This is a genomic window from Mycolicibacterium brisbanense (genome assembly GCF_001570425.1).
Classification (GTDB): Bacteria; Actinomycetota; Actinomycetes; order Mycobacteriales; family Mycobacteriaceae; genus Mycobacterium; species Mycobacterium brisbanense.
Window position 1 is genome coordinate 159031 of sequence record NZ_BCSX01000044.1, and the last position, 26535, is coordinate 185565.

At 68.8% G+C, this 26535-nt stretch carries 27 protein-coding genes; 16 read left to right on the forward strand and 11 right to left on the reverse strand.

What is annotated here, in order from left to right:
- Nucleotide 1: 1 nt before the first annotated feature.
- The 4 genes from RMCB_RS25060 (at nucleotide 2) to RMCB_RS25075 (ending at nucleotide 4008) form a co-directional block, all read left to right on the forward strand.
- Nucleotides 2-844 (forward strand): PaaX family transcriptional regulator C-terminal domain-containing protein, encoded by an 843-nt coding sequence (locus RMCB_RS25060; RefSeq protein WP_062830914.1) that lies wholly within the window; start codon nucleotides 2-4, stop codon nucleotides 842-844.
- Nucleotides 841-2019, forward strand: coding sequence for a saccharopine dehydrogenase family protein (locus tag RMCB_RS25065; protein ID WP_062830915.1), 1179 nt, complete (start codon nucleotides 841-843; stop codon nucleotides 2017-2019). Before RMCB_RS25060 ends, RMCB_RS25065 begins: the two co-directional genes overlap by 4 nt.
- Nucleotides 2020-2104: 85 nt before the next feature.
- Complete coding sequence (locus RMCB_RS25070) at nucleotides 2105-3676, forward strand: MBL fold metallo-hydrolase (protein WP_062830916.1); 1572 nt, start codon at nucleotides 2105-2107, stop codon at nucleotides 3674-3676.
- The gene (locus tag RMCB_RS25075) at nucleotides 3673-4008 is read left to right on the forward strand and encodes a PH domain-containing protein (RefSeq protein ID WP_029370817.1); all 336 of its coding nucleotides are present in this window, start codon (nucleotides 3673-3675) and stop codon (nucleotides 4006-4008) included. The genes RMCB_RS25070 and RMCB_RS25075 overlap by 4 nt, the downstream gene beginning before the upstream one ends.
- Nucleotides 4009-4018: 10 nt before the next feature.
- On the opposite strand, the gene RMCB_RS25080 is transcribed toward RMCB_RS25075, so the two are convergent.
- Nucleotides 4019-4843 (reverse strand): DUF5718 family protein, encoded by an 825-nt coding sequence (locus tag RMCB_RS25080; protein ID WP_029370816.1) that lies wholly within the window; start codon nucleotides 4841-4843, stop codon nucleotides 4019-4021.
- A gap of 104 nt (nucleotides 4844-4947) precedes the next feature.
- Here RMCB_RS25080 and RMCB_RS25085 point away from each other — a divergent pair, with 104 nt between their 5' ends.
- Nucleotides 4948-5631, forward strand: coding sequence for a hemerythrin domain-containing protein (locus tag RMCB_RS25085; RefSeq protein WP_062830917.1), 684 nt, complete (start codon nucleotides 4948-4950; stop codon nucleotides 5629-5631).
- A gap of 3 nt (nucleotides 5632-5634) precedes the next feature.
- Here RMCB_RS25085 and RMCB_RS25090 read toward each other — a convergent pair whose 3' ends face one another.
- Together RMCB_RS25090 and serS are read right to left on the reverse strand one after the other, a co-directional pair.
- Entirely contained in the window at nucleotides 5635-8946 is a 3312-nt protein-coding gene (locus RMCB_RS25090; RefSeq protein WP_063979668.1) for an ATP-binding protein, read from the reverse strand.
- Between the two features lie 13 nt (nucleotides 8947-8959).
- On the reverse strand, nucleotides 8960-10219 hold the full coding sequence (gene serS, locus RMCB_RS25095; RefSeq protein ID WP_029371883.1) for a serine--tRNA ligase: 1260 nt from the start codon (nucleotides 10217-10219) through the stop codon (nucleotides 8960-8962).
- Nucleotides 10220-10356: 137 nt separating this feature from the next.
- Here serS and RMCB_RS25100 point away from each other — a divergent pair, with 137 nt between their 5' ends.
- The 3 genes from RMCB_RS25100 (at nucleotide 10357) to RMCB_RS25110 (ending at nucleotide 12414) form a co-directional block, all read left to right on the forward strand.
- The gene (locus RMCB_RS25100; protein WP_062830918.1) at nucleotides 10357-11790 is read left to right on the forward strand and encodes a septum formation family protein; all 1434 of its coding nucleotides are present in this window, start codon (nucleotides 10357-10359) and stop codon (nucleotides 11788-11790) included.
- 3 nt (nucleotides 11791-11793) lie between these two features.
- Nucleotides 11794-12144, forward strand: coding sequence for a metallopeptidase family protein (locus tag RMCB_RS25105; RefSeq protein ID WP_029371880.1), 351 nt, complete (start codon nucleotides 11794-11796; stop codon nucleotides 12142-12144).
- 81 nt (nucleotides 12145-12225) lie between these two features.
- On the forward strand, nucleotides 12226-12414 hold the full coding sequence (locus tag RMCB_RS25110) for a hypothetical protein (protein WP_062830919.1): 189 nt from the start codon (nucleotides 12226-12228) through the stop codon (nucleotides 12412-12414).
- Nucleotides 12415-12419: 5 nt separating this feature from the next.
- On the opposite strand, the gene RMCB_RS25115 is transcribed toward RMCB_RS25110, so the two are convergent.
- The gene (locus RMCB_RS25115; protein ID WP_029371877.1) at nucleotides 12420-13106 is read right to left on the reverse strand and encodes a histidine phosphatase family protein; all 687 of its coding nucleotides are present in this window, start codon (nucleotides 13104-13106) and stop codon (nucleotides 12420-12422) included.
- On the reverse strand, nucleotides 13103-14029 hold the full coding sequence (pheA, locus tag RMCB_RS25120) for a prephenate dehydratase (protein WP_062830920.1): 927 nt from the start codon (nucleotides 14027-14029) through the stop codon (nucleotides 13103-13105). Before pheA ends, RMCB_RS25115 begins: the two co-directional genes overlap by 4 nt.
- A gap of 127 nt (nucleotides 14030-14156) precedes the next feature.
- Between pheA and RMCB_RS25125 the strand changes: the two genes are divergently transcribed.
- The 4 genes from RMCB_RS25125 to RMCB_RS25140 all read left to right on the forward strand — a co-directional run bounded on the left by RMCB_RS25125 (nucleotide 14157) and on the right by RMCB_RS25140 (nucleotide 17734).
- Entirely contained in the window at nucleotides 14157-14939 is a 783-nt protein-coding gene (locus tag RMCB_RS25125; RefSeq protein ID WP_062830921.1) for a DUF2470 domain-containing protein, read from the forward strand.
- 48 nt (nucleotides 14940-14987) lie between these two features.
- Nucleotides 14988-15749 carry a CPBP family intramembrane glutamic endopeptidase gene (locus tag RMCB_RS25130; protein WP_062830922.1) on the forward strand — a complete coding sequence of 254 codons (762 nt, stop codon included), beginning with the start codon at nucleotides 14988-14990 and terminating at the stop codon, nucleotides 15747-15749.
- Nucleotides 15750-15932: 183 nt separating this feature from the next.
- Nucleotides 15933-17060: an LCP family protein gene (locus RMCB_RS25135; RefSeq protein ID WP_407662142.1), complete on the forward strand. Its 1128-nt coding sequence runs from the start codon at nucleotides 15933-15935 to the stop codon at nucleotides 17058-17060.
- A gap of 125 nt (nucleotides 17061-17185) precedes the next feature.
- Nucleotides 17186-17734, forward strand: a complete 549-nt coding sequence (locus tag RMCB_RS25140; RefSeq protein ID WP_029371871.1) for a ferritin — start codon at nucleotides 17186-17188, stop codon at nucleotides 17732-17734.
- Here RMCB_RS25140 and RMCB_RS25145 read toward each other — a convergent pair.
- From RMCB_RS25145 to RMCB_RS25155, 3 genes are read right to left on the reverse strand one after another with little or no spacing between them, the layout of a single operon-like run.
- Nucleotides 17731-18591, reverse strand: a complete 861-nt coding sequence (locus RMCB_RS25145; RefSeq protein ID WP_062830923.1) for a glycerophosphodiester phosphodiesterase — start codon at nucleotides 18589-18591, stop codon at nucleotides 17731-17733. The genes RMCB_RS25140 and RMCB_RS25145 overlap by 4 nt on opposite strands.
- Nucleotides 18588-19724, reverse strand: coding sequence for a DUF4328 domain-containing protein (locus RMCB_RS25150; RefSeq protein ID WP_062830924.1), 1137 nt, complete (start codon nucleotides 19722-19724; stop codon nucleotides 18588-18590). Before RMCB_RS25150 ends, RMCB_RS25145 begins: the two co-directional genes overlap by 4 nt.
- 34 nt (nucleotides 19725-19758) lie before the next feature.
- Nucleotides 19759-20100 (reverse strand): rhodanese-like domain-containing protein, encoded by a 342-nt coding sequence (locus RMCB_RS25155; RefSeq protein WP_029371868.1) that lies wholly within the window; start codon nucleotides 20098-20100, stop codon nucleotides 19759-19761.
- 549 nt (nucleotides 20101-20649) lie between these two features.
- On the opposite strand from RMCB_RS25155, the gene RMCB_RS36105 reads away from it, so the two are divergent.
- The 4 genes from RMCB_RS36105 to RMCB_RS25170 all read left to right on the forward strand — a co-directional run bounded on the left by RMCB_RS36105 (nucleotide 20650) and on the right by RMCB_RS25170 (nucleotide 23391).
- Nucleotides 20650-20808 (forward strand): hypothetical protein, encoded by a 159-nt coding sequence (locus tag RMCB_RS36105; protein ID WP_165606321.1) that lies wholly within the window; start codon nucleotides 20650-20652, stop codon nucleotides 20806-20808.
- Nucleotides 20809-20934: 126 nt separating this feature from the next.
- A complete protein-coding gene (locus RMCB_RS25160) occupies nucleotides 20935-21558 on the forward strand; it encodes a superoxide dismutase (RefSeq protein ID WP_019972634.1) in 624 nt (207 codons plus the stop codon).
- A gap of 200 nt (nucleotides 21559-21758) precedes the next feature.
- Entirely contained in the window at nucleotides 21759-22292 is a 534-nt protein-coding gene (locus RMCB_RS25165; RefSeq protein ID WP_029371867.1) for a hypothetical protein, read from the forward strand.
- Between the two features lie 700 nt (nucleotides 22293-22992).
- Complete coding sequence (locus tag RMCB_RS25170) at nucleotides 22993-23391, forward strand: helix-turn-helix transcriptional regulator (RefSeq protein WP_062831006.1); 399 nt, start codon at nucleotides 22993-22995, stop codon at nucleotides 23389-23391.
- Between the two features lie 102 nt (nucleotides 23392-23493).
- On the opposite strand, the gene RMCB_RS25175 is transcribed toward RMCB_RS25170, so the two are convergent.
- The 3 genes from RMCB_RS25175 to RMCB_RS36660 are packed head-to-tail and all read right to left on the reverse strand — an operon-like array spanning nucleotide 23494 to nucleotide 26393.
- A complete protein-coding gene (locus RMCB_RS25175) occupies nucleotides 23494-24600 on the reverse strand; it encodes a hypothetical protein (protein WP_062830925.1) in 1107 nt (368 codons plus the stop codon).
- On the reverse strand, nucleotides 24597-25088 hold the full coding sequence (locus tag RMCB_RS25180; protein WP_029371863.1) for an ImmA/IrrE family metallo-endopeptidase: 492 nt from the start codon (nucleotides 25086-25088) through the stop codon (nucleotides 24597-24599). The genes RMCB_RS25175 and RMCB_RS25180 overlap by 4 nt, the downstream gene beginning before the upstream one ends.
- A gap of 27 nt (nucleotides 25089-25115) precedes the next feature.
- A complete protein-coding gene (locus RMCB_RS36660) occupies nucleotides 25116-26393 on the reverse strand; it encodes a hypothetical protein (RefSeq protein ID WP_234792231.1) in 1278 nt (425 codons plus the stop codon).
- Nucleotides 26394-26535: the final 142 nt, after the last annotated feature.

Sequence of the window (26535 nt, forward strand, 5' to 3'; positions counted from 1 at the left end):
TATGAACGAAATATCGACCCGCGTGCTGCTCGAGAGCATGGTGCGCGCCGACGCCACGATCGACACCGGCGATCTGTACGCCGTCGGCACCGCACTCGGCATGACCGACCAGCAGGTCCGGCTGTGCATCCGACGCGCCGTGACCGAGGGGCAATTCACGCAAGAGGGCCGCGGCAGGCGGGCACTGCTGCGGGCGAGCGCCGCGTTGCGCAAAACCCTCGACCCAGACGTGGAGTTCGTCCGATACGCCTACGAGCAGGACGGTGGACACGCGCCGTGGGATGGGCGCTGGCACCTGGTGGCCTTCGCGATCCCGGAATCCCTGCGCCCGGCCCGCGACGCGATGCGCGACGGCATCGTGCGACTCGGCGGTGCCCCGATCCAGGGCGGTCTGTACGCATCGACCAACCCGTGGGAGCCCCACGTCGCCACTCTCGTGGCCGAACTCGATGTGGCCCAGTATGTTTCGCAACTGACCACGACGGATCTCACCGTCGGTGAGCACACCGCGCCACAGCAGATCGCAGCGCGACTCTGGCCGCTTGACGATATCGCGGCCCGGCACCACCGCCTGCTGGAACTCACCCGCACCTGCGCCGCGGCACTGCGCGACGATCCGCCCGGCACCGAACGTCTGCGCATCGGCATCGAATTGGCGACCGAGTTCACCCGGGCCATGGAGCCCGACCCCCTGCTTGCGCCGGAACTACTGCCGCGACCATGGATCGGCGCGACAGCGCGAGCCGCGTTCGCGCAGTGCTGGGCACGGCTGAGCGCGTTGGCCGACGACACCACGCCCGCCCTCTTCACGCGCTACCGCGACACCCTCGAGGGCAGGCCATGAAGCTGGTGGCGCTCGGCGGCGCGGGTGCAATGGGAGCCGCTGCCGTTCGAAAAGCCTTCGCGCTCAGCGTCTTCCAAGATATCGTCGTCGCCGACCGGGACCACGCCGCTGCCGCGGAGCTGGCCCATGGCCTCGGCGTGCACGCGCAGCCCGTCGACGTGACCGACGCGGCAGCTTTGCATGCCCTGCTCGCCGACGCCGACCTGGTGATGAACACCGTCGGTCCGTACTACCGGTTCGGCCCGTCCGTGCTGCGGGCGGCGATCGACACACGCACGCACTACGTCGACATCTGCGACGACTGGGAGCCGACGCTGAGCCTGCTCGACCTCGATACAGCCGCCCGCGCGGCCGGGGTGACCGCGATCATCGGCATGGGCGCGAGCCCCGGAGTGTCGAATCTGCTTGCGGCGCTTGGCGCCGAGGAACTCGACACCGTGCACGACATCTGCACGGCCTGGCCGGTGGATCCACCCGGGGCAGGCGTGCTGACCGATGCGGACGCCGAGCTGTCGCGGGCCGACGGACAACCGTCGGCAGCCGTCGTGCACTGGATGCAACAGCTCAGCGGCACGGTCGCGGTGGTGCGCAGCGGCCACGTCACCCATGAACCGCCGCTGCGGCCCGTCCCGCTCCGTCTGCCCGGCGGGCGGACCGGCACTGCCTACACCGTGGGACATCCAGAACCCGTCACGCTGCACCGCACCCTACGGCCCAGCGGCGACGTCGTCACCGCCATGGTCCTACGCCGCGGCACCGCCGCCTACCTCGACGTGCTGCGCACCGACATCGACCGCGGCCGCATCGACGTCGATACCGCCGCCCGGCGGCTGGCCACCCCCGGTGGCTGGACCGCGCTGCGATCGGCCGGCCGTACCCACCGCTTCGATTCCCCCGGCGCGCTGCCGCCGTTCTTCGCCGCGCTCACCGGTACCCGCGGCGGACAACGCCACCGAGTGCTGGCCCGGCTGACACCCGCCGGGTTCCCACCCGGCATGGCCGAAGCGACCGGGGTCCCGCTCGCCCTGGGTGCCGCACAGATCGCCACCGGCCTCGCGACGCGGCCCGGCGTGTATCCGCCCGATGCCGTCATCGACCGCGACGCGTTCTTCGCCGGGCTGGCCGCGCACCTGGGCATAGGACTGGCCGAGTGCGTGGCCGTCGACTCGTACTGACACCCCTGGCCAGCAGCGCTTCGGCGCGTCGCCGGATTCCGGCTAGGCTGGCTGGCGCTCCATGTTCTGAATCGAAAGGCTATTCGTGCAGGTCACAAGCGTCGGACATGCCGGCTTCCGCATCGATACCAGGGCCGGCAGCATCTTGTGCGATCCGTGGGTCAACCCGGCGTACTTCGCGTCGTGGTTCCCGTTCCCGGACAACAGCCGGCTGGACTGGGCGGCACTGGGCGACGTGGACTACCTCTACGTCTCCCACCTGCACAAGGACCACTTCGACCCGGAGAACCTGCGCCGCCACGTCAACAAGGACGCCGTGGTGCTGCTGCCGGACTATCCGGTGCCGGACCTGCGCCGCGAGCTGGAGAAGCTGGGCTTCCACACCTTCTTCGAGACCACAGATTCGGTCAAGCACACCGTCAGCGGCCCCAAGGGCGACCTCGACGTCATGATCATCGCGTTGCGGGCCCCGGCGGACGGCCCCATCGGCGACTCCGGGCTGGTGGTGTCCGACGGCGTCACGACCGCGTTCAACATGAACGACGCACGGCCCGTCGACCTGGATGTGCTGCACGCCGACTTCGGCCAGATCGACGTGCACATGCTGCAGTACTCCGGGGCCATCTGGTACCCGATGGTCTACGACATGCCCGAGCGCGCCAAGGAGGCCTTCGGCATCCAGAAGCGCCAGCGCCAGATGGACCGCTGCCGCCAGTACATCGCGCAGGTCGGGGCCACATGGGTGATCCCGTCGGCCGGTCCGCCCTGCTTCCTGGACCCGGAGTTGCGTGACCTCAACGACGACCACGGCGACCCGGCGAACATCTTCCCCGACCAGGTGGTGTTCCTCGATCAGATGCGCCGCCACGGCCACGACCGCGGCCTGCTCATGGTGCCCGGCTCCGTCGCCGATTTCACCGGCTCCGAGCTGACCGGGCTCAGTCATCCGATCGAAGACCCCGAAGCCGTGTTCACCACTGGCAAGGCGGCCTACATCGAGGACTACGCCCAGCGGATGGCCCCCGTGCTGGCCGCCGAGAAGGCCGGCTGGGCGCCTGCGGCCGGAGAACCGCTGCTGGACCCGCTGCGCGCGGTGTTCGAACCGATCATGCTGCAGTCGGACCAGATCTGCGACGGCATCGGCTATCCGGTCGAACTGCGGCTCGGCCCCGAAACTGTGGTGCTGGACTTCCCGAAACGCACTGTGCGCGAACCGATTGCCGACGAGAAGTTCCGCTACGGGTTCGAGATCGCCCCTGAGTTGGTCCGGACGGTGCTGCGCGACAACGAGCCGGACTGGGTCAACACCATCTTCCTGTCCACCCGCTTCCGGGCCTGGCGCGTCGGCGGCTACAACGAGTACCTGTACACGTTCTTCAAATGCCTGACCGACGAGCGCATCGCCTACGCCGACGGCTGGTTCGCCGAGGCGCACGACGACACCGCCACCATCACACTCGACGGCTGGGAGATACAGCGGCGCTGCCCGCACCTCAAGGCGGACCTGTCGAAATTCGGTGTGGTGGAAGGCAACACCCTCACCTGCAACCTGCACGGCTGGCAATGGAACCTGCAGAACGGCAAGTGTCTGACCACCAAAGGACACGAGCTGAGGTGCGCACGCGAGGACCAGAAGACGCCGGGCGCCGAATTGTGAGTGCACCGCACCAGTACTACGACGACGGTCTGATCCAGCTGGACCGTGAGGCGATCACGTTGCGGCGCTATCACTTTCCGTCGGGCACCGCCAAGGTCATCCCGCTGCGCGACATCCGGACCTACAAGGCCGAGTCACTGAACATGCTGCACCGCTTCCGGCTATGGGGCAGTTCGGATCTGCGCCGGTGGCTACCGCTGGATGTCGGGCGTCCCCTGCGGTCGACCCTGGTGACACTCGAGATCGAGCGATCCTACTGGCGGCCGGCTTTCACCCCGGCCGATCCGGAGAAGTTCACCCAGATGCTCGACGAGGTGCTGCACACCCCGTGACAACCGGGGCTCAGCTGTCCGAAACCACCTGTCGCAGTTCGGATGCCGCGTCGGTCACGGTGTCGTACACCCGCACGATGGCCTCGTCGCCCGGCTTGAGGAACGTCGACTCGCCCAGCGGCGTGTAGCGGGTGGCGCCGATGCCGATCAGCACGTTGCGGGGATGGCCGCTGGCCACCATCAGCGCGCCGACATCCTCCAACGGCGTGTCCGCCGAGCCCTTCTGGTTGGCCAGTCGCTCGACGATCCAGTCGAGCAGCACCTCGCCGTAGTACGAGTAGCCGACCAACGGGGAGTCGACGCCATAGGCGTGCTGCTCACCGTTCCCGTCGCGCAGATAGCAGACCAACCGCATGGTGGCCGTCGGACCGTCGGGAGTCAGGTCGCTGATGTCGAAGAACTGCGGCGCAACGCCTTTCGACGCCGGACCCCAGTTCTTCTTGTAGCTGATCTTGGGAGCACCGGGCCGCCGGATCGAGCAGTCGTTGAACGCCCCGAGCGCGAACGGCTCCAACCGCACCACGGTGTCGCCGTTCCACACCACCCGGCAGGCGACCCCGACCTCGGGTTCGATCTGCAGGTTCAACGGCCCGTCGAACCCGGAGCCTTCGCTCGCATCGGGCAGCACGATGGCGTCGTTGGACAGCGGGAACTCGCCGAGGAAATCGTCACGCCCTGGCGCATACCACGGGAAAATGCCTTTGGGCGCATAGCCTTCGGTGACGACCTTGACGAAATCACCGGCCTCGCCCGCCTGCTCGAGATGGCCTGCGAAGTTACCCGCCACGCCGAACCCAAACCAATTCCGCAGCTCGGCAAGGTCGATATCGATCATGGCTGCAACCCTACTGTGGCCGCGACAAGCCGGTGACAAGTCGTGCTTAAGTGGCAGGCAGCAGGCTGTACCCCGATAATGCACCCCGTCCGAGGAGTACTGCCGTGCCCACCACCGTCACCGTCGAACCCCGTCGCGCGGGCGACCCCGCACCGGATCTGCTCGGTATCACCCTGGCCCACCGCGCGATGCTGGCTGACCTGACCCGGCTGACCGAACTGGCCCTGGCGGTCCGCGACCGCGACGTGATCTGCACGCCCGGCCGGGCCCGCGCCATCTCCCGCTACGTGGAGATGCTGTGCGATTCGATCCATCACCATCACAGCACCGAGGACACCGTGCTGTGGCCGATCATCCAGGCCAGCGTGGGCAGCCACCTGGATCTCGGCGAGCTGACCGACGACCACGCCGCACTGGACCCGCGGCTGGACCAACTGCGCGCCCGGGCCGCGGCGTTCCGGTTGTCGATGGGCGACCGCCGGGTGGCCGGCCTGATGGCCATCGAGCTCGCCGAGCTCTCGACACTGCTGACCGACCACATCAACGACGAAGAGATGGAAGTGTTTCCGCTGATCAGCGAGCACGTCTCGGTTGCGGACTGGACGGCGGTGCAGGCCGCGGCCCGCGACGGCGCGCGGATGTCGTTCGACGGGCCCCGCTCGCTCGCGGTGATGACCGACGACGAGCGGACCGAGTTCACGCAGCATGCGAGCATCGGGCTGCGGATGCTGCTCGCGGTGCTGCGGGTGCGGCACCGTCGGCTGGAACGGGCCGTCTTCGGCCGGTGACGGTCAGTCGATGAAGCGCCGGGCCTCGGCCGCCAGCCGGTCGCGCAACGCGGCGGCGGATCGGCGGTAGCGGCGGGCCTCCTCGGGTCGACCCAGCGCGTCGGCGGCCGCGGCGAGGGCATCGTCGACCGGGCCGACCATCAACCCGTCGACCCCGAGCCCGGCGATCCGGCCGGCGTAAGGCTCCAGTTCGGCCGCCCGCGCGCGGATTTCGTCGAGGTCGCCCAGCGCCACCGCGGCGTTGACGCGCAGCACGGTGAACGGCAGCCAGAAATAGGCCCGCTCGATGGGCCCGCGGTCCTGCCACAGCCGACGGGCCTCGTCCTCGCGATCGCGCGCCACCAGCGCCAGCACAGCCGCGTCCAGCGCGGCGACCGACACCTCCCGGTAGAAGAACACCAGCTCGTCGGCCAGCAGGCCCAGATCGCCGAGGCAGAACTCACCGGTCACCCGGCCCACCATCGCCAGCTTGGCCCCGTTGGCGGCGCCGTTCTCCACCATGCGGGCCGCCAGGTCGGTGTAGGCACTGACCGCCTCGTCCAGGCGCCCGGCCAACAGGTACATCCGGGCGCGGAACAGGCCGAGCACGCCGAGCAGGTGGACGAGCTGGCCCGTGCCGGCGCGTGCCACCGCGAGGTCGACGTGCCGTTTGGCGGCCACCAGATCACAGCGATTCCCGGCCGCCAGCGACAGCAGCCAGTGCGCGACCGCTTGGTAGTCGGCCTGTTCGGCGGCTTCCGCGGTCCGCAGCAGTTCCGCGGCGATCGATTCCCGCTCGGCGTGCAGGTCGGGCCCCAGCGAGCAGTAGGCCCGGACGTTGAGCGCCGTGCAGAGCAACCGGCCCGAGGTCTCGGGCTGCTCGGCGTATCTGCGGCGCGCCAGCTCCAGCAGTTCGGTGCTGGCCGCCAGCGCCCCGTCCGGGTCGGTGCCCTCCAGCTCCACGAACAGCGCTTTGAGCAGCTTGATCCGGTCGACCGTGCTGACCTCGCCTGCCAGTGCCCGGCGCAACTTGCCGATCATCTGTTCGTCGGACTCGTCGTACTCGCGGTCGCGCCACACCAACGGCGTGTCCCATGCGGTGAGGACGCGCACCGTGAGGTCGTCGCGGGACTTGTCGGACAGCAGCTGCAGCGCGGCCTTCAGCTCGACGCGCGCCGCGACGGCATCCCCCGACTGCGCCAAGGCGGAGATCAGCCCACAGCGCACGTCGATCTCGCGCTCCACGGCGACGGGGTCGGGCTGCAACCGGCGGCTCGCCGCCAGGTCGAGCATGTGCACCGCGGCGCGCCACTGCCGGGCGGCCTCGGCGTGGGCGCCGACCGAATCCGCCTCACCGGCCGCTTGGGTCGCGAAAGCTGCAGCAGCCAACGCGGTTTGAGCGGTCGCGGCGGCGACGGCGTGGTGTGCCAGGGTGGCCGGGTCGGCCGAGCGGCCGGGCGCGGTGAGCAAATCCAGTGCGGCGGCATGCAACCGCGAGCGCCGCAGTTTCGAGGTGTCTTCGTAGAGCGTGTCACGAACCAGGGCGTGGGCGAACCGCAGCCGGCCCGGGACGGGCTCGTCGAGCAGCCCGAGCAGCACGGCCGGCTCCAGCGCGTCGAGCAGGTCGTCGGGATCGCCGCGGCCGAGTTCGGCAAGCAGGTCGACGTCGATGTCACGGCCCAGCACGGCAGCTTGGCGCAGCGCCGTCACCGTCGGGCCCGGCAAGCGGGCGAGCCTGCGGCGTAACACATCTCGAACCCCCACCGGCACCGAGGCCCGTACCGCGTCCGGTCCTTCGGCGGCCATCAACCGGGCCAGTTCCCGGACGAACAGCGGGTTGCCGTCGGTGCGCTCGCGCAGCAGCCGCAGGGCTTCTCCGCTCACCGCGGCCAGTCCGCAGTCGGCAGCCAGCGTGGCCGTGGCCGCGGCGTCGAGCCCACCCAGGATGAGATGCGCCGCGGTGTGGACCGCCAGCGCCGCACGCGCCACCTGCAGTTCGCCGCGGTCCTCCGACGGGCGATAGGTGCCGATCACCAGCACGCGGCACCCCTTGATCCGGTCGGTCACCAGGCGCAGCAGTTCGAGCGTCAGGCCGTCGGTGCGGTGCAGGTCGTCGAGCACGACGGCCAACGGCTGGCCGTCGGCGACGCCGCTCACCACGTCGGCGACGGCCTGTCCCAACCAGAACGTGCCCGCATCGGTCGCCGCGCCGTCGTGCAGCAGCGGGGCCAGCACGTGCCGGTCGTCCAAATGCACAGCGGGGTCGACCAATTCGCGCAGCACCTCGGTCCACGCCCAGCCTGCCGGCGCCCCGTCGACCTCAGGGCACCGGCCGTGCACCGTGCGCCATCCCGCTGCCCGCAACCGCGCCGCCGCGGCCTCTGCCAGGGTGGTCTTGCCGGAGCCCGCCTCGCCCCCGATCCACAGCACCGCGCGTTCGCCCGCCGCCACCGCTCGCGCTGCGTCATCGATCGCCGCCAGCTCCTCGGCGCGACCGTAGGCCGACCGCTCCGCCCGGTCCGGTGCGGCGACGCGCAGCGCCGCTTGCGGATGCGGCTGCGGCCGCGACGGCTCCAGATGCTCGGCGTGGCACAGGATGTCGCGCTCGAGATCGCGCAACGCCCGGCCCGGCTCCAACCCCAACTCGTCGACGAGATGTTCGCGCGTGCGCCGCAGCGCCTCCAGCGCGTCGGTCTGGCGTCCGGCCCGGTACAGCGCGGTGGCCAGCACGGCGGCGGCGCTCTCGCGCCCCGGGCACCCGCCGACGTGGCGTTCCAGCGCCGCGATGGCGGTGCCGTACCGGCCGAGCTCGACCAATGCGGCGGCGTGGCTTTCGACCGCGGCCAGCCGCAGTTCGTTCAGCCGGGCCACCTCGGGTGCGGCCCACAACGCGTCGCCCACGCCGGCGAAGGGATCGCCCGTCCAGTGAGCCAATGCCTCCTCGAGCACGCCCACCCGCCGCTGCGGATCCGATTCTTCATATGCCGCAGTGACTTTCGCCTCGAACCGCCACGAGTCGACGGCGTCGACAGGCAGCCGCAGACAGTATCCCGGCGCGGCGCTCACCAAGACGCCTGCCGGGGCCCGCCGCTGCCGGCCAGGCTCGAGGGCACGCCGCAGATGCGAGACGTAGACCTGCAGGGCCGACAACGCCTTGGGCGGCGGCTCGCCCTCCCAGAGGTCGTCGATGAGCCGGTCGACGGAGACGGTGTGGCCGTGCGCCGTGACCAGCCGGGCCAGCAGCGCGCGCTGCAGCCGTGCCCCGAGATCGACCGGTGCGTCCCCGACCCAGGCTTGTACCGGACCGAGCACGCTCACCCGCACGGGGGCAGTCATGGCCGCGGTGTGACTACTTCGCCGGCTCCAGCACCGCGGTGCCGACGAACGGCACCAGGGCTTCGGGAACCCGAACGCTGCCGTCGGGCTGCTGGTGGTTCTCCAGGATCGCGACCAGCCAGCGGGTGGTGGCCAGCGTCCCGTTGAGCGTCGCGGCGATCTGCGGCTTGCCGTTCTCGTCGCGGTAGCGCGTGGAGAGCCGCCGCGCCTGGAACGTCGTGCAGTTGGACGTCGAGGTGAGCTCCCGGTAGGTCTGCTGGGTGGGCACCCAGGCCTCGCAGTCGTACTTGCGGGCCGCCGACGAGCCGAGATCGCCTGCGGCGACGTCGATCACGCGGTAGGGCACCTCGATGGCGGCCAGCATCTGGCGCTGCCAGCCCAGCAGCCGCTGATGCTCGGCCTCGGCGTCCTCGGGCTTGCAGTAGACGAAGCCTTCGACCTTGTCGAACTGATGCACCCGGATGATGCCGCGGGTGTCCTTGCCGTAGCTGCCCGCCTCGCGGCGGAAGCACGACGACCAGCCGGCGTAGCGCCGCGGCCCGGCCGACAGGTCGAGGATCTCGTCGGAGTGGTAACCCGCCAGCGGCACCTCGGACGTGCCGACGAGGTAGAGGTCATCGGCCTCCAGGCGGTACACCTCGTCGGCGTGCGCACCGAGGAATCCGGTGCCCGCCATGACCTCCGGGCGCACCAGAACCGGCGGGATCATCAGCGTGAACCCGTTGGCCACGGCCAGCTGGGCGGCCAGCTGCAGCAGGCCGAGCTGCAGCAGGGCGCCGTGTCCGGTGAGGAAGTAGAACCGTGAGCCCGAGACCTTGGCGCCGCGTTCCATGTCGATGAGGCCGAGGGCCTCACCGAGCTCCAGATGATCCTTGGGGTTCTCGATGGCCCGGGGTTCACCGACCGTGTCGAGCAACGCGAAATCGTCCTCGCCGCCGGCCGGAACCCCGTCGATGATGACGTTGGCGATCGCCATGTGCGCCGCGGTGAAGGCCGTTTCCGCGTCGGCCTGCGCCGCCTCGGCCGCTTTCACCTGCTCGGCCAGGTCCTTGGCCTTCTCGAGCAAGGCCGGGCGCTCCTCCGGGGAGGCCTTGCCGACCAGCTTGCTGGCGGCCTTCTGTTCGGCGCGCAGATTGTCGGCCGCCGAGACGGCCGCCCGCCGGGAGGCGTCGGCTTGCAGCAGCGCGTCAACGAGGGCGGGATCCTCACCGCGGGCCCGTTGCGACGCGCGAACGATGTCCGGATTCTCGCGCAGCAGCTTGAGGTCGATCACGGGCGCAACCATACTTTTCGACAGCGCCGGGCGTGCATCCGAGGTGGCTGATACGTGTTCTGGTAGCCGTCGGGCCAGCACAACCACATAACGTTACAACTGCATCACTTGTCACATGGCCTGACACGCCTGTCACAATGGACGCGATGTTGGAGGCACCCGAGCAAGACGATCTGCTCCCCTACCGGACCGATGATGATCGGAAGTGGGGGAAGTGGTGGAACAGTTTGCACGCCGCGTCGGCGCGGCGTGTGCTGTTGCTGACGGCGCTGGGTGGCCTCCTGATCGCCGGCCTGATCACGGCGTTCTCGCACGGCACGGGCTCTGAGACGGGGCTCAGCGCGGGCTCGATCTCGCTGGGGCCCCGCGGCAACGACACGTTCGATCACGTCAAGCCCGGCGACTGCCTCAACTGGCCTGGCACCAACCCCGACGCCGCCCACATCGTGGCCTGCAAGGACGAGCACCGCTTCGAGGTCGCCGAGTCCATCGACATGAAGACCTTCCCCGGCACCGAGTACGGCCCCAACGCCGCGCCGCCGTCGAAGGAACGCGTCGCCCAGATCAGCCAGGAGCAGTGCACGCCCGCGCTGCGGTCCTACCTCGGCCCGAAGTTCGACCCGAACGGCAAGTTCACCATCGGCCTGCTGTGGTCCGGCGAAAAGGCCTGGAAGCAGTCCGGTGAACGACGCATGCTGTGCGGCCTCCAATTGCTCGGTCCCGGGGACACCCAGCTGCCGTTCCGGGGCAACGTCGCCGACATCGACCAGTCGAAGGTGTGGGCCGCCGGAACCTGCCTTGGCATCGACCCTGCCACCAACCAGCCCACCGATGTTCCTGTCGACTGCGCGGCGCCGCACGCCATGGAGGTCACCGGCGCGGTGAACCTCGCGGAGAAGTTCCCCGGTGGGCTGCCTGCGGACCCCGATCAGGACGCGTTCATCAAGGACACCTGCACCAAGCTGACCGACGCCTACCTCGCGCCGGTGCAGCTGCGCGCCACCACGCTGGCGCTGAGCTACAGCACCATCTCGCTGCCCAGCTGGTCGGCGGGCAGCCACCAGGTGTCGTGCAACATCGGCGCCACCCTGGGCAACGGCGGCTGGTCGACCCTGGTGAACAGCGCGAAGGGCCAGCTGCTGATCAACGGGCAGCCGCCCGTCGCACCGCCGGACATTCCCGAGGAGCGGCTCAACCTGCCGCCGATCCCCATGCCCGACACCTCGTCGGGCTCGCAGTCGTCGAGTTCCCAGTCCGGGTCGTCGTCGAGCTCGGGATCGTCCTCCGGCTCGTCAAGCTCGTCGGGTTCGTCCTCCGGCTCCTCGTCCTCGGCCAACCAGACCCAGCACATGCCGCAGCAGCCCGCCTCCAGCACGGCCGCACCAGCACCGGCGTCGAACACCAACCCGCCGCCTGCCGCACCCGCACCGGCGCCCGCAGGCGAACAGCCCGCGCCGCCACCGGCTCCCGCGGGCGAGGCACCGTCACCGGCTCCCGCCGGCGAGCAGCCCGCGCCGGGACCCGCACCCGGACCGGCACCCGAGATTCCGCCCGCTCCCCCGGGACCGTGATCCGTGGCCGCGCGGATGCGCCCGCAGCGGTTTGACGAGCTGGTTTCCGACGCGCTGGACCTGATCCCGCCCCAGCTGGCGGCCGCGCTCGACAACGTGGTGGTGCTCGTCGAGGACCGCAACCCCGACGAGCCCGACATCCTCGGTCTGTACCAGGGCATCGCACTCACCGAACGGGACTCCTGGTACGCCGGCTCACTGCCGGACACCATCACGATCTACCGCGACGCGATCCTGGACATCTGCAGCACCGACGACGAGGTCGTCGACGAGGTGGCGATCACGGTGATCCACGAGATCGCGCATCATTTCGGGATCGACGACGAGCGGCTCCACGAACTGGGCTGGGGATGAGCGCTTGCGCGAAGACCAGAAAGCTGGGGATGACCCGCGCGGCAACCGGGCGGTGTCGGCCCGCGGTGATATGAACAGGCCATGAGCATCCAGTGCCGAGATTGTCTGGCCGGGCTGGAGCACTGCCACGGCACGGTCATTCACCACGTCCGCTACCGCGCGGAGTGCACCGACGACGGCTGCACCACACCGGAATCCGCACACAGCTTCAGCATCGACTGCGAGTCCGTCGGCTGCCCCTGCGGGCGCGACATCGCGTTGGCGATGTAGCCCGCTCAGCCCATCGGGTCGGGTGCGCGCAGCGCTTCTTCCACCGGGCGCACGGCCGGTTCGGGGTAGAACGGCGGCGTCAGCTGGGCCCATTGCACGCAGCTCCACCGCCCTTCTGTGACGGGTGCCAGGACCACGGACTCGGTGTTGCCCAGGTGATGGTCGAGCGCGAATCCGCCGTCGACGCCTGCGAGCACAGCGGCCACCAGCCGGATGGCCGCGCCGTGGCTGACCAGGACGATGTCACCGGTGAAGGCATCGTCGTCCAGGTAGCGCAGCCGCAGCTGGGTGAGCACGGGAACGTACCGGTCGAGCACGTCGCTGGCGCTCTCACCGCCGGGCATCGCCAGGTCCCGCTCGCCTCGATGCCAACGCTGGTAGATCTCGTTGAACTCGGCGATCGCCGCGTCGTCGTTGCGGTTCTCCAGCTCACCGACCTGGACCTCGTGGACTCCCTCGAACTCCTGGGGTGAGAGGCCCACCTCGCCCGCGATGCCCGCCGCGGTCTGGGCGGCCCGGCGGGCCACCGAGTGGGCGACGATGTGCGGTCGGTTACCGAGTGCTGAGGCGAACTGCCGGGCCTGGTCGCGGCCGAGGTCGGTGAGTTCGGCGCCGGGCGGGCGGGTGTCCAGACGCCGGTCGACGTTGCCAAGAGACTGACCATGCCGGACGAGTATCAGTCGTCCACTCATGCCGTCCCTCCGCGCAGCCGCGTCAGCCACTGCGACGCCTCGTCGAGTTGCGGGGGCAGCGCGCCCGCCGCCGATCCAGTCGGCCAGGAACCCAGATATCGCACATCTGCACAACGACGGAAGAGCGCTTTGAGTGCCTCGGCCACCGAATCGTCGTCGATGTGCCCGACGCAGTCGAGGAAGAACATGTACGTACCCAACTCTGTTCTGGTGGGACGGGATTCGATTCGGGTCAGGTCGATGTCGCGGATCGACAGTTCGGTCATCGCGGCGACGAGCGCACCCGGCACGTTGTCCAGCCGCAGCACCACCGAGGTCCGGTCGGCGCCCGTCGCGGGTGGCGGCGGTCCCGGCTGCCCGGCGAGCACGAACCGGGTACGGGCATTGGCCTCGTCGACGACACCGTCGGCCAGCACGTCGAGCCCGCAGCGCTGCGCGGCCAGTCGGGTGCTCACACCGGCGTCGACGCGGCCTTCGGCGACGTCGTGTGCGGCCGCCGCGTTCGACGTGGTCGGGACCACCTCGGCGTCGGGAAGGTTGGCCGCCAACCAGCGCCGCACCTGCGCCAGGGCAACGGGAAAGGCCGCGACGGTCCGGACCGGGCCGGTGTGACCCGGGCGAGTGACGATCGTGAAGGCGACGTCGAGGGTGAACTCGGCGTAGATCTGCAGCGGGCTGCCCGCCGCGAGGCTGTCCATGGTTTGCAGCACCGAACCCTCGATGGAGTTCTCGATCGGGACGCACGCGTAATCGGCCTCGCCGTCGCGCACCGCGGCCAGCGCACCGGGTGTGGTGTCGGTCAGGACGGGCGTGAACTCGGCCTCGCCGTCAGGGATCCCCGGGATCAGCCCGGCGGTCACCATCTGCAGTAACGCCGCTTCGGTGAAGGTTCCTTCGGGGCCGAGGTAGGCGATGCGCAGCACGTCGCCAACCCTATCGGTTCGGCCACGGTGACCCGGCAGGCGAAAGGGAAGGCTTGCACTTTCGCGATGTCCAGTTAAGTTAGGCTTACCTCACTAACCGAGCCACGTAATCACGAAAGGCGGCGAGATGGCCCCAGCGGCACCGACGACAGCTGAACGAATCCGCAGCGCCTGCGCACGAGGCGGGGGCGCCATGCTGGCCGTCGAGGGCATCGAGCCGGTCGCATCGCCCGTGCACCACCTGCTCGACGACGGTTCGTTCGCCATCACCGTGCCGGCCTGCGGTCCGGTGCGCTCCCTGCTGCAGTCGTCCGGCGCGGCGGGCGTGCAAGCCGTCCTCGAGCTCACCGACTACGCGCCGCTGCCCCTGCGCGAACCCGTCCGCTCACTGGTGTGGGTCCGCGGCCGGCTGCAGCAGGTGCCCGCCGAGACCCTCGCACCCCTGCTGGACCTCATCGCCACCCAGGACCCGAATCCCGCTCTGCTGCAAGTCAACACCGGGCCCGAGACGGCCGACGACAGCTACGTCCTGCTGCGGCTGGAGATCGAGTCGGTGGTGGTGGCCGACTCGACCGGGGCCGAGTCGGTCAGCCTGGGCGCGCTCCTGCAGGCCCGCCCAGACCCGTTCTGCGCGATGGAATCCTGCTGGCTGCAGCACATGGAAGCCGCACACCGCGATGTCGTCGAACGCCTGGCCACCCGGCTGCCGATGGCCCTGCGCCACGGCCGCGTGCGCCCCCTGGGCCTGGACCGCTATGGCGTGCAACTGCGCATCGAGAACGCTGATGGCGACCACGACGTGCGCCTGCCGTTCGCCAAGCCGGTCGACGACGTCACGGGCCTGAACCAGGCAATCCGGATCCTCATGGGCTGCCCGTTCCTCAACGGATTGCGCGCCAAGCGCGTCTGACCCGCGCGGGCACCTCGTCACTCATCCCGTGCGGCTACCGTTGCTGCGGTGACCGCGGCCCCACCCACCGACCCGCAGCGTCGCGGCCTGCGCATCGAGATCGCCGTCGTCCTGGCGGTGACGTTCGGACTCAGTGCCTACACCGCGCTACTGAAGCTCACCGAGGCCGTCCTGCTCGGGCTGTCCGGCCAGAAGATCACGCTCAACCCGAAGCGCTCGCCGTTCGACCTGATCGACCTTGGCCTGCACCTGGCAGGCATCATGCAGCTGCTGGCCTGGGGTGCGCTGGCGCTGTACCTGTTGTGGCGCAGCGGTTTCAGCCCCCGCGCGATCGGCCTGGGCCGGCCGCGCTGGCGCGCCGACGGGCTGGGCGGCCTCGGGCTGGCCGCCGTGATCGGCCTTCCCGGCCTGGCGCTGTACGCCGGCGCGCGGCTGCTCGGCCTGTCCGCGTCGGTGGAACCGGCCCAGCTCTACGACACCTGGTGGCGCATCCCCGTGCTGATCGGCGCGGCGTTCGCCAACGGGTGGGCCGAGGAGATCATCGTGGTGGGTTTCCTGCTGACGCGGCTGCGCCAGCTCGACATCAGCCCGGGCCGTGCGCTGGTCATCTCCAGCCTGCTGCGTGGCGCGTACCACCTGTACCAGGGCTACAGCGCCGGAGTCGGCAACGTCGTCATGGGCCTGGTGTTCGGTTACGCCTGGCAGCGCACGGGCCGGCTGTGGCCGCTGATCATCGCGCACACCATCATCGATACCGTGGTGTTCGTCGGTTACGCACTCGTCGCACGCCATCTGGGCTGGTTGCAGTAACCGAAGGCGTCCGGCACGTACATTTTTTCTGTGGACGACAACCGGCACCCGCCTTCGCGGCCGCGCCGTGAGCCGTCGCAGGTGATCCGGCGCGATCCACACCATCGCCCCAACTGGCCGCCCAGTCCGCCCACCCCGTCGCAGCACCGCCAACCCCCTCGTCCCCCGCCGCCACCACCGCGGATGCCGCCGCCCCCGCGTATGCCGGGACGCATGCCACCACCAGCCGCTCGTCCCGCGCCGCCACCACCGCCGCCCCGCAGGCCACCACCACCAGGCGCAGCCACACTGCCCCGCCGGCCACCAGCAGCGGCACCGCCGCCGCCCGCCGCGCCCAAGCGCCGCCGCAAACGGCACTGGGGCAAGATCGTGCTGGCGCTGCTGCTGGTCGGCATCCTGGCCGTGGTCGGCTGCGGCGTGTGGATCGACACGTCACTGCACCGCATCCCGGCGTTCGAGGCGTATCCCGAGCGTCCGGCCCCGGGCCGCGGCACCAACTGGCTGCTCGTGGGCTCCGACAGCCGCCAGGACCTCACGCCCGAGCAGCAGGCCGCCCTCGCCACCGGCGGCGACATCGGCAACGGCCGTACCGACACCATCCTGCTGGTGCACATCCCGGCATTCGGCTCGAGCACGCCGCCGACCATGGTCAGCATTCCCCGCGACTCGTACGTTCCGATACCCGACAACGGCAAGGACAAGATCAACGCCGCGTTTTCCCTGGGTGGCGCGCCGCTACTGGCGCAGACCGTGGAGTCGGCGACCGGGTTGCATCTCGATCACTACGCCGAGATCGGGTTCGGCGGGTTCGCGGATCTGGTCGACGCCGTCGGTGGCGTCACCGTGTGCCCGGCCGAGCCGATCAGCGACCCGCTGGCCGGCATCGATCTGGCCGCGGGCTGCCAGCAACTCGACGGCCGCAACGCCCTGGGCTTCGTCCGGTCCCGCGCCACGCCACGCGCGGACCTCGACCGCATGGTCCACCAGCGCCAGTTCATGTCCGCCCTGCTGCACCGCGCGACCAGCCCGGGTGTGCTGCTCAATCCGCTGCGCTGGGCGCCGATGGCACATGCGGCCGCCAACACGGTGACCGTCGACCAGGACGCCCACGTGTGGGATCTGGCCCGGCTGGGCTGGGCATTACACGGCGATCCGGTCACGACCACCGTGCCCATCGGCGATTTCAGCGCGGGCGACGCCGGTTCGGTGGTGGTGTGGGATCACGACGCCGCGGGCCGCTTGTTCGACGCGTTGGCCTCCGATTCGCCGCCGCCCGCCGACACCCTCAACGTCAACGAGCCAAAAGGTTAGCCAAAGCTCGCACAGCAAATTCGAACCGCCGTATGTAAGCGCCGTCACACGGGTTAGGCAATGCTGACCTCAATGAGGCTGACCTTCGCTGACAATGCCATCTGACCTGCTATATCGTCGCTGCCATGACGGTTACCGGCGCAATCGACACGAAATTCCACGCCCTTGTGCAGGATCAAATTCGAAACGAATTCACGGCTTCGCAGCAATACATCGCGATCGCCGTGTATTTCGACGGCGCCGACCTCCCGCAGCTCGCCAAGCACTTCTACAACCAATCGCTCGAAGAGCGCAATCACGCCATGATGCTGGTGCAGTACCTGCTCGACCGGGACATCGAGGTCGAAATCCCGGGCATCGACGCGGTGTGCAACCAGTTCGACGAGCCCCGCGACGCGCTGATGCTCTCGCTCAAGCAGGAGCGCACGGTCACCGAACAGATCAGCCGGCTGGCCAGCGTGGCCCGCGAAGAGGGTGACTACCTGGGCGAGCAGTTCATGCAATGGTTCCTCAAGGAGCAGGTCGAAGAGGTGGCCTCGATGTCGACGCTGGTCCGCATCGCCGAGCGCGCCGGCGACAACCTGTTCCACCTGGAGGACTTCGTCGCACGCGAGCTCGCCGCCGCGGCGGCCGCGGACCCGTCGGCCCCGAAGGCCGCCGGCGGCAACCTCTAAGGGGTCGACCCGCCAGTCCCGCCCGCACCGGTGAGGCCGTTCTGCAGCCAGTCCTTGGTGCGGCCGGGATGGTTGGTGGCCACCCACGCCACCCCGATGTCCCGGCAGAAGTTGACGTCCTCGTAGTGATCGACGGTCCAGCAGTACAGCGCCCGACCCTGCGCTGCTGCCCGGTCGACCAGTTCGGGGTGCTCCCGCAGCGTCGTGATGGACGGCCCGACGGCCGTGGCTCCGACCGTCGTCGCCGCACTGCCGCCCAGATAGCGCGACGTCTCGCCCAGCAACACCGTCGGCAACATCGGCGCCGCACGCCGGATCCGCCACACCGCGGCCGCTGAGAAGGACATCACCACTGCCCGCGACAGATCCGCCGACGCGGGCGAGGCGATGCCGTAGCGGTGCAAGAGTGCCAGCACCTTGTTCTCGACCAATGCTCCGTAGCGCACCGGATGCTTGGTCTCGATGAACAGCTTCACCGGCCGGTTCCAGTCCAGCACCATCGAGACCAGCGCATCCAGGGTCAGCAGCCCGGTGTCGCCCTGACCGCCCTCGGCGTCCTTGCTGGCGTGCCACGACCCATAGTCAAGTTCGCGCAGCTCTGCCAGAGTCATCTCGCTGACCAGCCCGGTGCCCGTCGACGTGCGGTCGACCCTGCGATCGTGCACACACACCAGGTGCCCGTCACGGGTCAGCCGCACATCGCACTCGACGCCGTCGGCCCCCTCGCGCAACGCCAGATCGTAAGCGGCAATGGTGTGTTCGGGCCGGTCCGCGGATGCCCCGCGATGCGCCACCACGAACGGATGAGATGGACCCGGTGTCACTGACTCGTCGGCAGCGGCTTCGCCCGCGTTCATACCGCTAATGCTGCCGGGTTCTGCCCTTGGCTCTCAACCGGAACCGCCGATTCGGACTCATTCTCGGAGCCTGCCGGTTGCGCCGGACGGCCCGTTTCCGCCCCGACCACGACCCAGCGGTGGATGTGGCGTTCGGCCTGCGCACCCTCGAAGCCGAGGTACACCCGCGACACCAGCAAGACGGTGGCCAGGGCCAGGAGATACCCGATGGCGACCGTCACGTTGTTGTCGGCGAGGTGCTGTGTGGTGTTGGCAAAGAACGTGACGACGACGGTGTTCACCACCGACCACACCGCGATGATCGCGCTGAGCGCCCAGATGATCCACCACACCACGATGGGTCTCCTGAGCCGGGTCAGGCGGCCCTCCAGGGTCGCCAACTCGAGCACGTATACGGGCGCGAACAGCACGTTGGGCCCCGGTATGAGCGACATCAGCCACAATTCCGCGGCGGAGCGTGGGTCGGTCTGCCCGCGCGCGGCGTAGGCCGCGGCCCGCCGCGCGATGAGCCACTTGACGAGGATCACCGCGGTGATGACGAGAATCACGAGCGCCACCAGGCTCGCCATCACGCCGAAGGCGACAGCCGCGTCGGCGATGAACGGATGCAGCAGCACGCTGCGGTTGATCAGCATGAGCCCGTAGCGCAGCACATGGGCGAACGCCGCGACCCCGAGCGCCACCATGGTGACGACGAGCATGGTGCGCATCGTTGCCGGCGACGGCGCTTCCCGTTCGCGGCCGTCTTCCTCGGCGGCGACGTCGAAGTGCTGTTGCAGTCCCCAGCGTGGGATGACGGGATAGCGCGGGGTCGGGCCCAGCGGGCCGCGCCGGATCCGGCGGCGGGGCGGGGCGCCCGGGCGCAGCGCGACCCAGCGGTAGCCGGGCGCCAACCGCGGTGTCCCCGGCTGCGGCGGACGTCCCGCGGGCGAGGGCGCGGGCTGCTGTGGCGGTCGCGGATGCGCCTGCGGCGCGGGTGGAGGCGGCGGTGCCGGCAGCGCGGCGCCGCCCTGCTGGGGCGACCACTGCGGCGCTGACGGCGCGAGCAGCGTGCCGCCACACCGCGGGCACCACGACCGTTGCCGGTCACGCACATTCCAGCGCGTTCCGCACTGCGAACACACCTGGATCATCGGACCAGCCTAGCGACGTGGGCGCAGCGGTCGCTCACACGCTGCCGGGGCTGCCGTCGTCGGTGATGACGGGCCGACCCGCCCCCACCCAGGCCAGCATTCCGCCGTCCACGTTGGTCGGGGTGTATCCGTTGCGTGCGAGATAGTTGGCGACACGCAGCGAGCGGCCACCGGCGTGGCACACCACGAAAAGTTCGGCGTCCGGATCGATCTCGGCCATCCGGGCAGGCACATCGCCCATGGGGATGTGCTGGGCCCCTTCTGCGTGGCCACGCTGCCACTCGTCGTCCTCGCGCACATCGAGCAGAACCACGCCGCCGCCGAAAACCGTCGGAACAGCGGCGATATCAGCCTGCGCGACCTCCACGTCGTCCATGCCGTCCATGCTTACACGCGGATACGTGCGACGCACCCACGACCCGGGTGTACCCCCGGTTTAGCAATTCGAAACTATCCACAGTTTCCACAGGTCTATCCACAGGCCGACACCTGTGCCGGACCCGAACAACCGGGTTTAGCTGTGCACATGCTGATCAACAATGTGGATAACCCTGTGTTCGTGTGGCAGTCGATCAACAGCCGCCCAGGGTTCGAGCGAATGATTTGTTCGGCCCAGCCCGGGTTGCGAACCGCCGCGCGATCAGATGCCGCTTCGGGTTTCCGCCCGCGGTTGGAATCAGCCTGATTCATCGCCGAATTGCCGCCGCCGCGGCCACGCCGACCGCCCCGCTGTCCCACGCCTGCAATCCTTTCCGATTGGCGGGCTGACCTGGCATACCTCACGAACCGGGTGGTGATCCGGGTTTGCCGTCCGCATCGGCCGATTTTTGCCTGACAGTTCCAGGGTCTATGATCGGCGTCACACCAGCTGTTGTGACAGAACTCACTGGGGGCAAACATTGATCGTGCAGGTCAGGAGCATCTGATGGCGTCACATCCGATGGGGCCCGGGGGGGCCGTGCCGCATTCCGAGTGGCATACATCCGGCTACTTGCATACGCGCAATCAGCTGGTGTCGTTCGTTCGGGCCGGCGCCATCGCGCTGATCCTGCTCGGCATCCTTGCGCTGATCGTCTGGATCTGACTTCCCAGCCATCAGGTATAGGTGTGGGGGGCACCACACGTCGTTGCCATGAACCTTGTGATGAAGCAAGGTGGACGGCGATCTTGTGGACGCCTTACTTGATCGATCAACTGAGGAAGGAATCACGTGGCTGAATACACTCTGCCCGACCTGGATTACGACTACGGCGCGCTCGAGCCGCATATCTCCGGACAGATCAACGAGCTGCACCACAGCAAACATCACGCGGCCTACGTCAAGGGTGTCAACGACGCGGTCGCCAAGCTTGAGGAAGCCCGCGCCAACGGCGATCACGCCGCCATCTTCCTCAACGAGAAGAACCTGGCTTTCCACCTCGGCGGTCACGTCAACCACTCGATCTGGTGGAAGAACCTGTCGCCGAACGGTGGCGACAAGCCGACCGGCGACCTGGCCGCGGCCATCGACGACCAGTTCGGGTCGTTCGACAAGTTCCAGGCTCAGTTCACCGCGGCTGCCAACGGCCTGCAGGGCTCGGGCTGGGCGGTGCTGGGCTATGACAGCCTCGGCGACCGGCTGCTGACCTTCCAGCTCTACGACCAGCAGGCCAACGTGCCGCTCGGCATCATCCCGCTGCTGCAGGTGGACATGTGGGAGCACGCCTTCTACCTGCAGTACAAGAACGTCAAGGCCGACTACGTCAAGGCGTTCTGGAACGTCGTCAACTGGGAGGACGTCCAGAACCGGTACGCCGCCGCGACGTCGAAGGCCAACGGTCTGATCTTCGGCTGATCCGGTCGCATCCGATCCGAGGATCGATTCGATCTGCTCCAGAACGGGGCGTCGCGCAGTTTGCGCGACGCCCCGTTCTCGTATTGAGACCTGGCCTACTCCGTTTCCGCTTGCACGACCCACGTACCTGTCGCATGCTGAAATGATCGAGTAGCGGACAGAAAGGTGCCGGCACCCAACTCCTATGTCCGGGAGGCGAAATGGATTCGGGATCTTCTCGGGCGATCGAGATCGCCCCGTTTCATTCCGGTGGGTCACTCAAGGGATTCGTCGTGTCCGGACGTTGGCCTGACACCACCAAGGAGTGGGCACAGCTGCTCATCGTCACGGTGCGTATCGCGTCGGTGCCCGGATTGCTCTCCACCACAACGATTTTCGGGGTCCGCGAGGAACTTCCCGAGCAACCTCAGCCCGGCACGGTCGGGCTGGTGATTGCCGAAGGCCCCGTTGTCGGCGAGTCTGCGCTGCCGCCAGGCTATTTCGCCGATCATCAACCGCCTGCGCTGCTGATGCTGCATCCGCCTTCGGAGACCACGCCTTCGCTGCCCGAGTGCACGGGTGCCGCCTCGGGCTGCGTCCTGTTGCCCGGGCTGCCCTATCTGGGCCTCGATCACCGCGCCGCATGGGTTGAGGCCGAAGCCGACGGCACCGTCACGTCGATGGTGAGCCGCGTCGGCGTCGACCCGATCAGCCATCCTGACACCGCGATCCTGGCGATGCTGCTCGCTGCATGATCGGGACACCCGTCCCAGTGCTCGGAAGGGTGGTTCTCGCTTGGGCAGAATCCGACGGGCCAATATCGATAGCAGGTCTAGCGAACCACGCATTGCAACGCTAGGGTATTGACGTCAACGAAGAGAGTAGCCCTCGATCGCCGGGTCGCCCGCCGACCGACCGCGATGTCAGCCCCCGTCGTCCGGTTCAGCAACGCGGGTCGCCCAGCGCTTCGAGCGGATGCCAGCGCCACCCGATTTCGTCGCCGGAATCCACCTGAGCCTCTCGTGGCTATCGAATGACGCCTCCCCGAGAGGCTCTCGACAGCGCCGTCGGCCGCGCCCGTCGCGTGCTGCCCGCCAGCACCGCCGCGCGGCCGCACAGTGGTTGGCGCCCTCATTCCAGCAAATGCGTGTTTTCGTGGTTTACACGGAGGCCCTAGTTGCCCACAGGAAACTGGGAGGCTCCTGTACGGAGACGTGCCAGCAGCTCACCACCCGCAATACAACGCAACCGTCACTATTTGCCTTGTCACGCGGTGCAATCCCGCCGTTCACCCGTGGCGAAGGCCCCGGTTTCCGCGGCCAAGGTGGTAAAAACGGTAAGCTGGGTTAACTTTTACGCGGTTTGCACTTGGTAGTTGACACAGTTCTCGCTACGATGGTCAGCAAATACGCCGCCTATTCGTTACCGCTCAAGATGCATGTGGAGGTCAATTCGATGAGCAAGACGTTCGCCGCCCGTCTCAACCGGCTGTTCGACACGGTTTATCCCCCTGGGCGCGGACCCCACACATCGGCCGAGGTGATTGCTGCGCTGAAGTCCGAAGGCGTCACCATGTCGGCTCCGTACCTCTCGCAGCTTCGGTCGGGCAACCGCACCAACCCGTCAGTGGCCACCATGGCCGCCCTTGCCAACTTCTTCCGCATCAAGCCGGCGTACTTCACCGACGACGAGTACTACGAGAAGCTCGACAAAGAACTGACCTGGCTCGCGAGCATGCGCGATGAAGGGGTTCGCCGTATCGCCGCCCGTACGGTCGGCCTTTCGGCGGAGGCTCAGCAGGACCTTGTACAGAAGGCCGAAGAGCTGCGCCGCCTCGAGCGCCTCGACGACTGATCGGGCGGCCTCCGGCCGATCATCTGAGACAGCACCCAGACAAGCACCGGCGCTGCCGGTGCTTGTCTGGGTTTTTTCGGTTCAGGGCGTGGTGTGATCGCGTCAGCGACGGGACAGGTCTCGGTATTCACGCGCGATCGCCAGAATCCACTCGCGATCGGAGTACGACTCCGGCTGGCGCAGCCAGGTCAGCCCGGGAAAGGCCGACGCCGCGGCGGTGTCGCGGGTCTCGTAGATCCACTGCGCCACTGCGCGCGCCTGTTCGTCGGGAGTCACCGCACCCGGGTCCGATGAGCGGTCAGAACCGCCGGCCTTGCCCTGCGGACCGACGGCCTCACGCTGGTGTGCTGCGGCAGTCGCCTCCAGGTACAGCGAGTCCGATATCAGCGACATGCGCTCGGCCACCCGGAACACCAGCGGGCCGCGCGGGCGAACACCGATGCCGACGTCGGGGTGCCTGTGCCCGAGTTCGGTGAGCAGCGGACCGATGACCCGCAGCTCCTGCCGGGCGCCGAACCAGTCCTCGACGCTCGGCAGCAGCGAGCCGGCAGCAACGACCACCATGGCGCAGCCCAGCAGGGTCGCGGCCGACCCGACACCGACCAGTTGTGTGTGCCCGACCGCCCGCAGTAGGAAGAACGCACTGGCTGCGACGATCAACGCGATGCCGAGGCTGAACACGAAGAGCGCCCGGCCGCGGCGGCTCCGGTTCGAATATCGCAGGCCCGCCCAGACCACGAGCGTGAGCGCCAGCAGGACATACAGCAACGGCAACAGCCAGGTGGTGGCGCTGCTGACCAGGTCCCGTTTGAGGTATTCCTCCGGCGCCATCTCAGGTTGCCGGGGCGACCGGAAGAACAGCACCAGGCTGACCACTGCGACAACCGTCGCCACACCGTATTGCGCCATGGCAAGGCGGCGGGTGATTGCCGGTGAGTGGTCCGAGGCCGCGGTCGTGATCATGACGCAACTACCTGCGGCGCAAGCGATCAGCGCGACCTGACTGAGCGCTACGGCGATGTTGGGTAGCCGCACGAGGGTGTCGATGAGCAGCGCCAGCGGCTGCCAGTTAAGCGCCGCGACCAGGCCGAGGCTGCCCAGCGCGACGATCATCGCCGCGCTCACCAGTGATTGCTTGTTGACCAGGGCCCACCCGATGCGCAGCCCAGTAGCCATGCCGAGCAACCCGGCGATCACCCAGATGATCAACCAAACGCCTCTCCGAGGCGAACCTGCACGATCGACGACCGGTCGGACGGCAGCCGACCCAGCCGGTAGAGCAGCAATGCCGCGAAGTCCTCGGCCTCCTGCTCGATGTCCTCGCCGTTGGGGCCCATACATCCGGTCCGCTGGTTGAGCATGTAGGCGATCAGATCGGAGCTGGCCAGCTCGACCGATTCCTCGGCGGCCTCGACGATCGATATGCCCTCGTGCCCGAGCACCAGGTGCCCCAGCTCATGGGCCAGGGTCCGGTCCCAGGTCGGCAGTCCCTGCTGGATCAGGAACACGTCCCGGTCGCTGTACTGCCGCCATTGACCGCACACCCCGGGCGGAAGCTCTTCCATCGTCAACTCGATCGGTCGACCGCGATCCTCGCTGACCGCCGCGACCAGGCGAGTCAGGGTCACTTCACCGCGCCGCGGCGCGAGGTCGAGCACCGCGTTGACAGCGCGCGTGACGGTGCGACTGGCTGACATACCTCCCCCTTTCGACCGTTCGCCTCGTCAGTCGACGAACCGTGCGACGTTGGTCCGCACCGTGTGCCCGGCTCTGGCCTGCCGGTAGCCCACAATGCCCCCTGCCCCCGTCAGCGCCATGATCCCGACCGTCCCCGGCACAGCGAGCGCAGCCAGCTCCGTCGTCCCGGCCGTGCGCAGATAGTCGGCGTAGCCCACGCGGTACGTCGCGGGGACCGCCGCATGGTCGTGGCCCGCGGCCGGAGGCGTCGGCACCGATGGTTGCACCTGCTTGAGGGTGGGCTGCGCCGACGGGTGCCGATCCGACGGCACGCCAGACCCGTCGCCACCGCCCGGGGCGCCGAGCGGCGCGACGACGGGCGGCACGACCAGCGGCGGCACCACGATCGGGATCAGGACAGGCACCGCGGCAGCGGCCGCCAGGCCCGGTGGCGGCGCCACGACCGGTTCCGCGACCGCCGCGGCGGGCACCTCTTGTGGTGGCAGCTGCATCTCCGGTGGCACGGGACGGCTGAACGCCTGCGGCTGGCCGCCGCTGCCACCGCCGCCGCCACTGCCGATACCGATCGGCGGGATGCTGGCCCCGACCGAGCTGGACGTGGTGGTGGTTGTCGACGATGTGGTCCTCGTCGTGGTGGTCGTCGGCGAAGTCGTGGTCGTCGGCGGAGTCGTGGTCGTCGGCGGAGTCGTAGTCGTCGGCGGAGTCGTAGTCGTCAGCTGAGTCGTAGTCGTCAGCTGAGTCGTAGTCGTCAGCTGAGTCGTAGTCGTCAGCTGAGTCGTAGTCGTGAGCTTCGTACTCGTGGGCGCCGACGACTCCGTGGTCTCGGTCTCGGTTTCCGTCTTCGTCTCGGTATTCGTCGGTGACTGCTGGCCCGAGGTCGGGTCCGGAGTCCCCGACGAACCAGTCGGATCGCTTGTGCCGGAGGGTTTGCCCGTGTCGGAGGGCTTGCCCGTCGGTGAGGCTCCGCGGGTCTTGGTCGGGCTACCGGTCTTGGTGGGCTTGTCGGTGTTGGTCGCACCGGTCGGAGGCTTGGTGCCGCCGCCGGAGTCCTGTCCGCCCTGGCTGTCGCCCCCGCCGTTGGATCCGCCGCTCGGCCCGCGCGGCTTGCCACCGTTATCGTTACCCTGCGCGTTGCCGCCCTGGTTCTGGCCGCCGCCGGAGGCGCCGGAAGTGCCCGATCCGCCACCGGAATCGCTCCCACTGTGGCTGGGATCGGCAAACGCCAGCGCACCGCCGAGACCGGCGATGAACAGGCCGGAAGTCACCATGACGGTCGAGGCGGCGACGCGCACCCGCGAACGCACTGTGTCACCACCCTTCCGCGCATCGCCCGACGAGTTTATGAAGCAGTGATAATTGTCGCACAGCAGGGCTAGCCGGTTTGCTAGCTGTGATGATTCCCCCACCGGTTCCCGGGGCGTGACGGCGGAGCAAATCCGCTGGACG

What these genes read in the sequence shown, in the direction of transcription:
- RMCB_RS25140 (WP_029371871.1), top strand. Translation starts at nt 17,186, where the DNA reads ATGACGGTTACCGGCGCAATCGACACGAAATTCCACGCCCTTGTGCAG.
- RMCB_RS25135 (WP_407662142.1), top strand. Translation starts at nt 15,933, where the DNA reads ATGCCGCCGCCCCCGCGTATGCCGGGACGCATGCCACCACCAGCCGCT.
- RMCB_RS25060 (WP_062830914.1), top strand. Translation starts at nt 2, where the DNA reads ATGAACGAAATATCGACCCGCGTGCTGCTCGAGAGCATGGTGCGCGCC.
- RMCB_RS25090 (WP_063979668.1), bottom strand. Translation starts at nt 8,946, where the DNA reads ATGACTGCCCCCGTGCGGGTGAGCGTGCTCGGTCCGGTACAAGCCTGG.
- RMCB_RS25180 (WP_029371863.1), bottom strand. Translation starts at nt 25,088, where the DNA reads ATGTCAGCCAGTCGCACCGTCACGCGCGCTGTCAACGCGGTGCTCGAC.
- RMCB_RS25065 (WP_062830915.1), top strand. Translation starts at nt 841, where the DNA reads ATGAAGCTGGTGGCGCTCGGCGGCGCGGGTGCAATGGGAGCCGCTGCC.
- RMCB_RS25080 (WP_029370816.1), bottom strand. Translation starts at nt 4,843, where the DNA reads ATGATCGATATCGACCTTGCCGAGCTGCGGAATTGGTTTGGGTTCGGC.
- RMCB_RS25155 (WP_029371868.1), bottom strand. Translation starts at nt 20,100, where the DNA reads ATGGACGACGTGGAGGTCGCGCAGGCTGATATCGCCGCTGTTCCGACG.
- RMCB_RS25100 (WP_062830918.1), top strand. Translation starts at nt 10,357, where the DNA reads ATGGACGCGATGTTGGAGGCACCCGAGCAAGACGATCTGCTCCCCTAC.
- RMCB_RS25145 (WP_062830923.1), bottom strand. Translation starts at nt 18,591, where the DNA reads ATGAACGCGGGCGAAGCCGCTGCCGACGAGTCAGTGACACCGGGTCCA.
- RMCB_RS25165 (WP_029371867.1), top strand. Translation starts at nt 21,759, where the DNA reads ATGGATTCGGGATCTTCTCGGGCGATCGAGATCGCCCCGTTTCATTCC.
- RMCB_RS25125 (WP_062830921.1), top strand. Translation starts at nt 14,157, where the DNA reads ATGGCCCCAGCGGCACCGACGACAGCTGAACGAATCCGCAGCGCCTGC.
- RMCB_RS25110 (WP_062830919.1), top strand. Translation starts at nt 12,226, where the DNA reads ATGAGCATCCAGTGCCGAGATTGTCTGGCCGGGCTGGAGCACTGCCAC.
- RMCB_RS25115 (WP_029371877.1), bottom strand. Translation starts at nt 13,106, where the DNA reads ATGAGTGGACGACTGATACTCGTCCGGCATGGTCAGTCTCTTGGCAAC.
- RMCB_RS36105 (WP_165606321.1), top strand. Translation starts at nt 20,650, where the DNA reads ATGGCGTCACATCCGATGGGGCCCGGGGGGGCCGTGCCGCATTCCGAG.
- RMCB_RS25170 (WP_062831006.1), top strand. Translation starts at nt 22,993, where the DNA reads ATGAGCAAGACGTTCGCCGCCCGTCTCAACCGGCTGTTCGACACGGTT.
- RMCB_RS25150 (WP_062830924.1), bottom strand. Translation starts at nt 19,724, where the DNA reads ATGATCCAGGTGTGTTCGCAGTGCGGAACGCGCTGGAATGTGCGTGAC.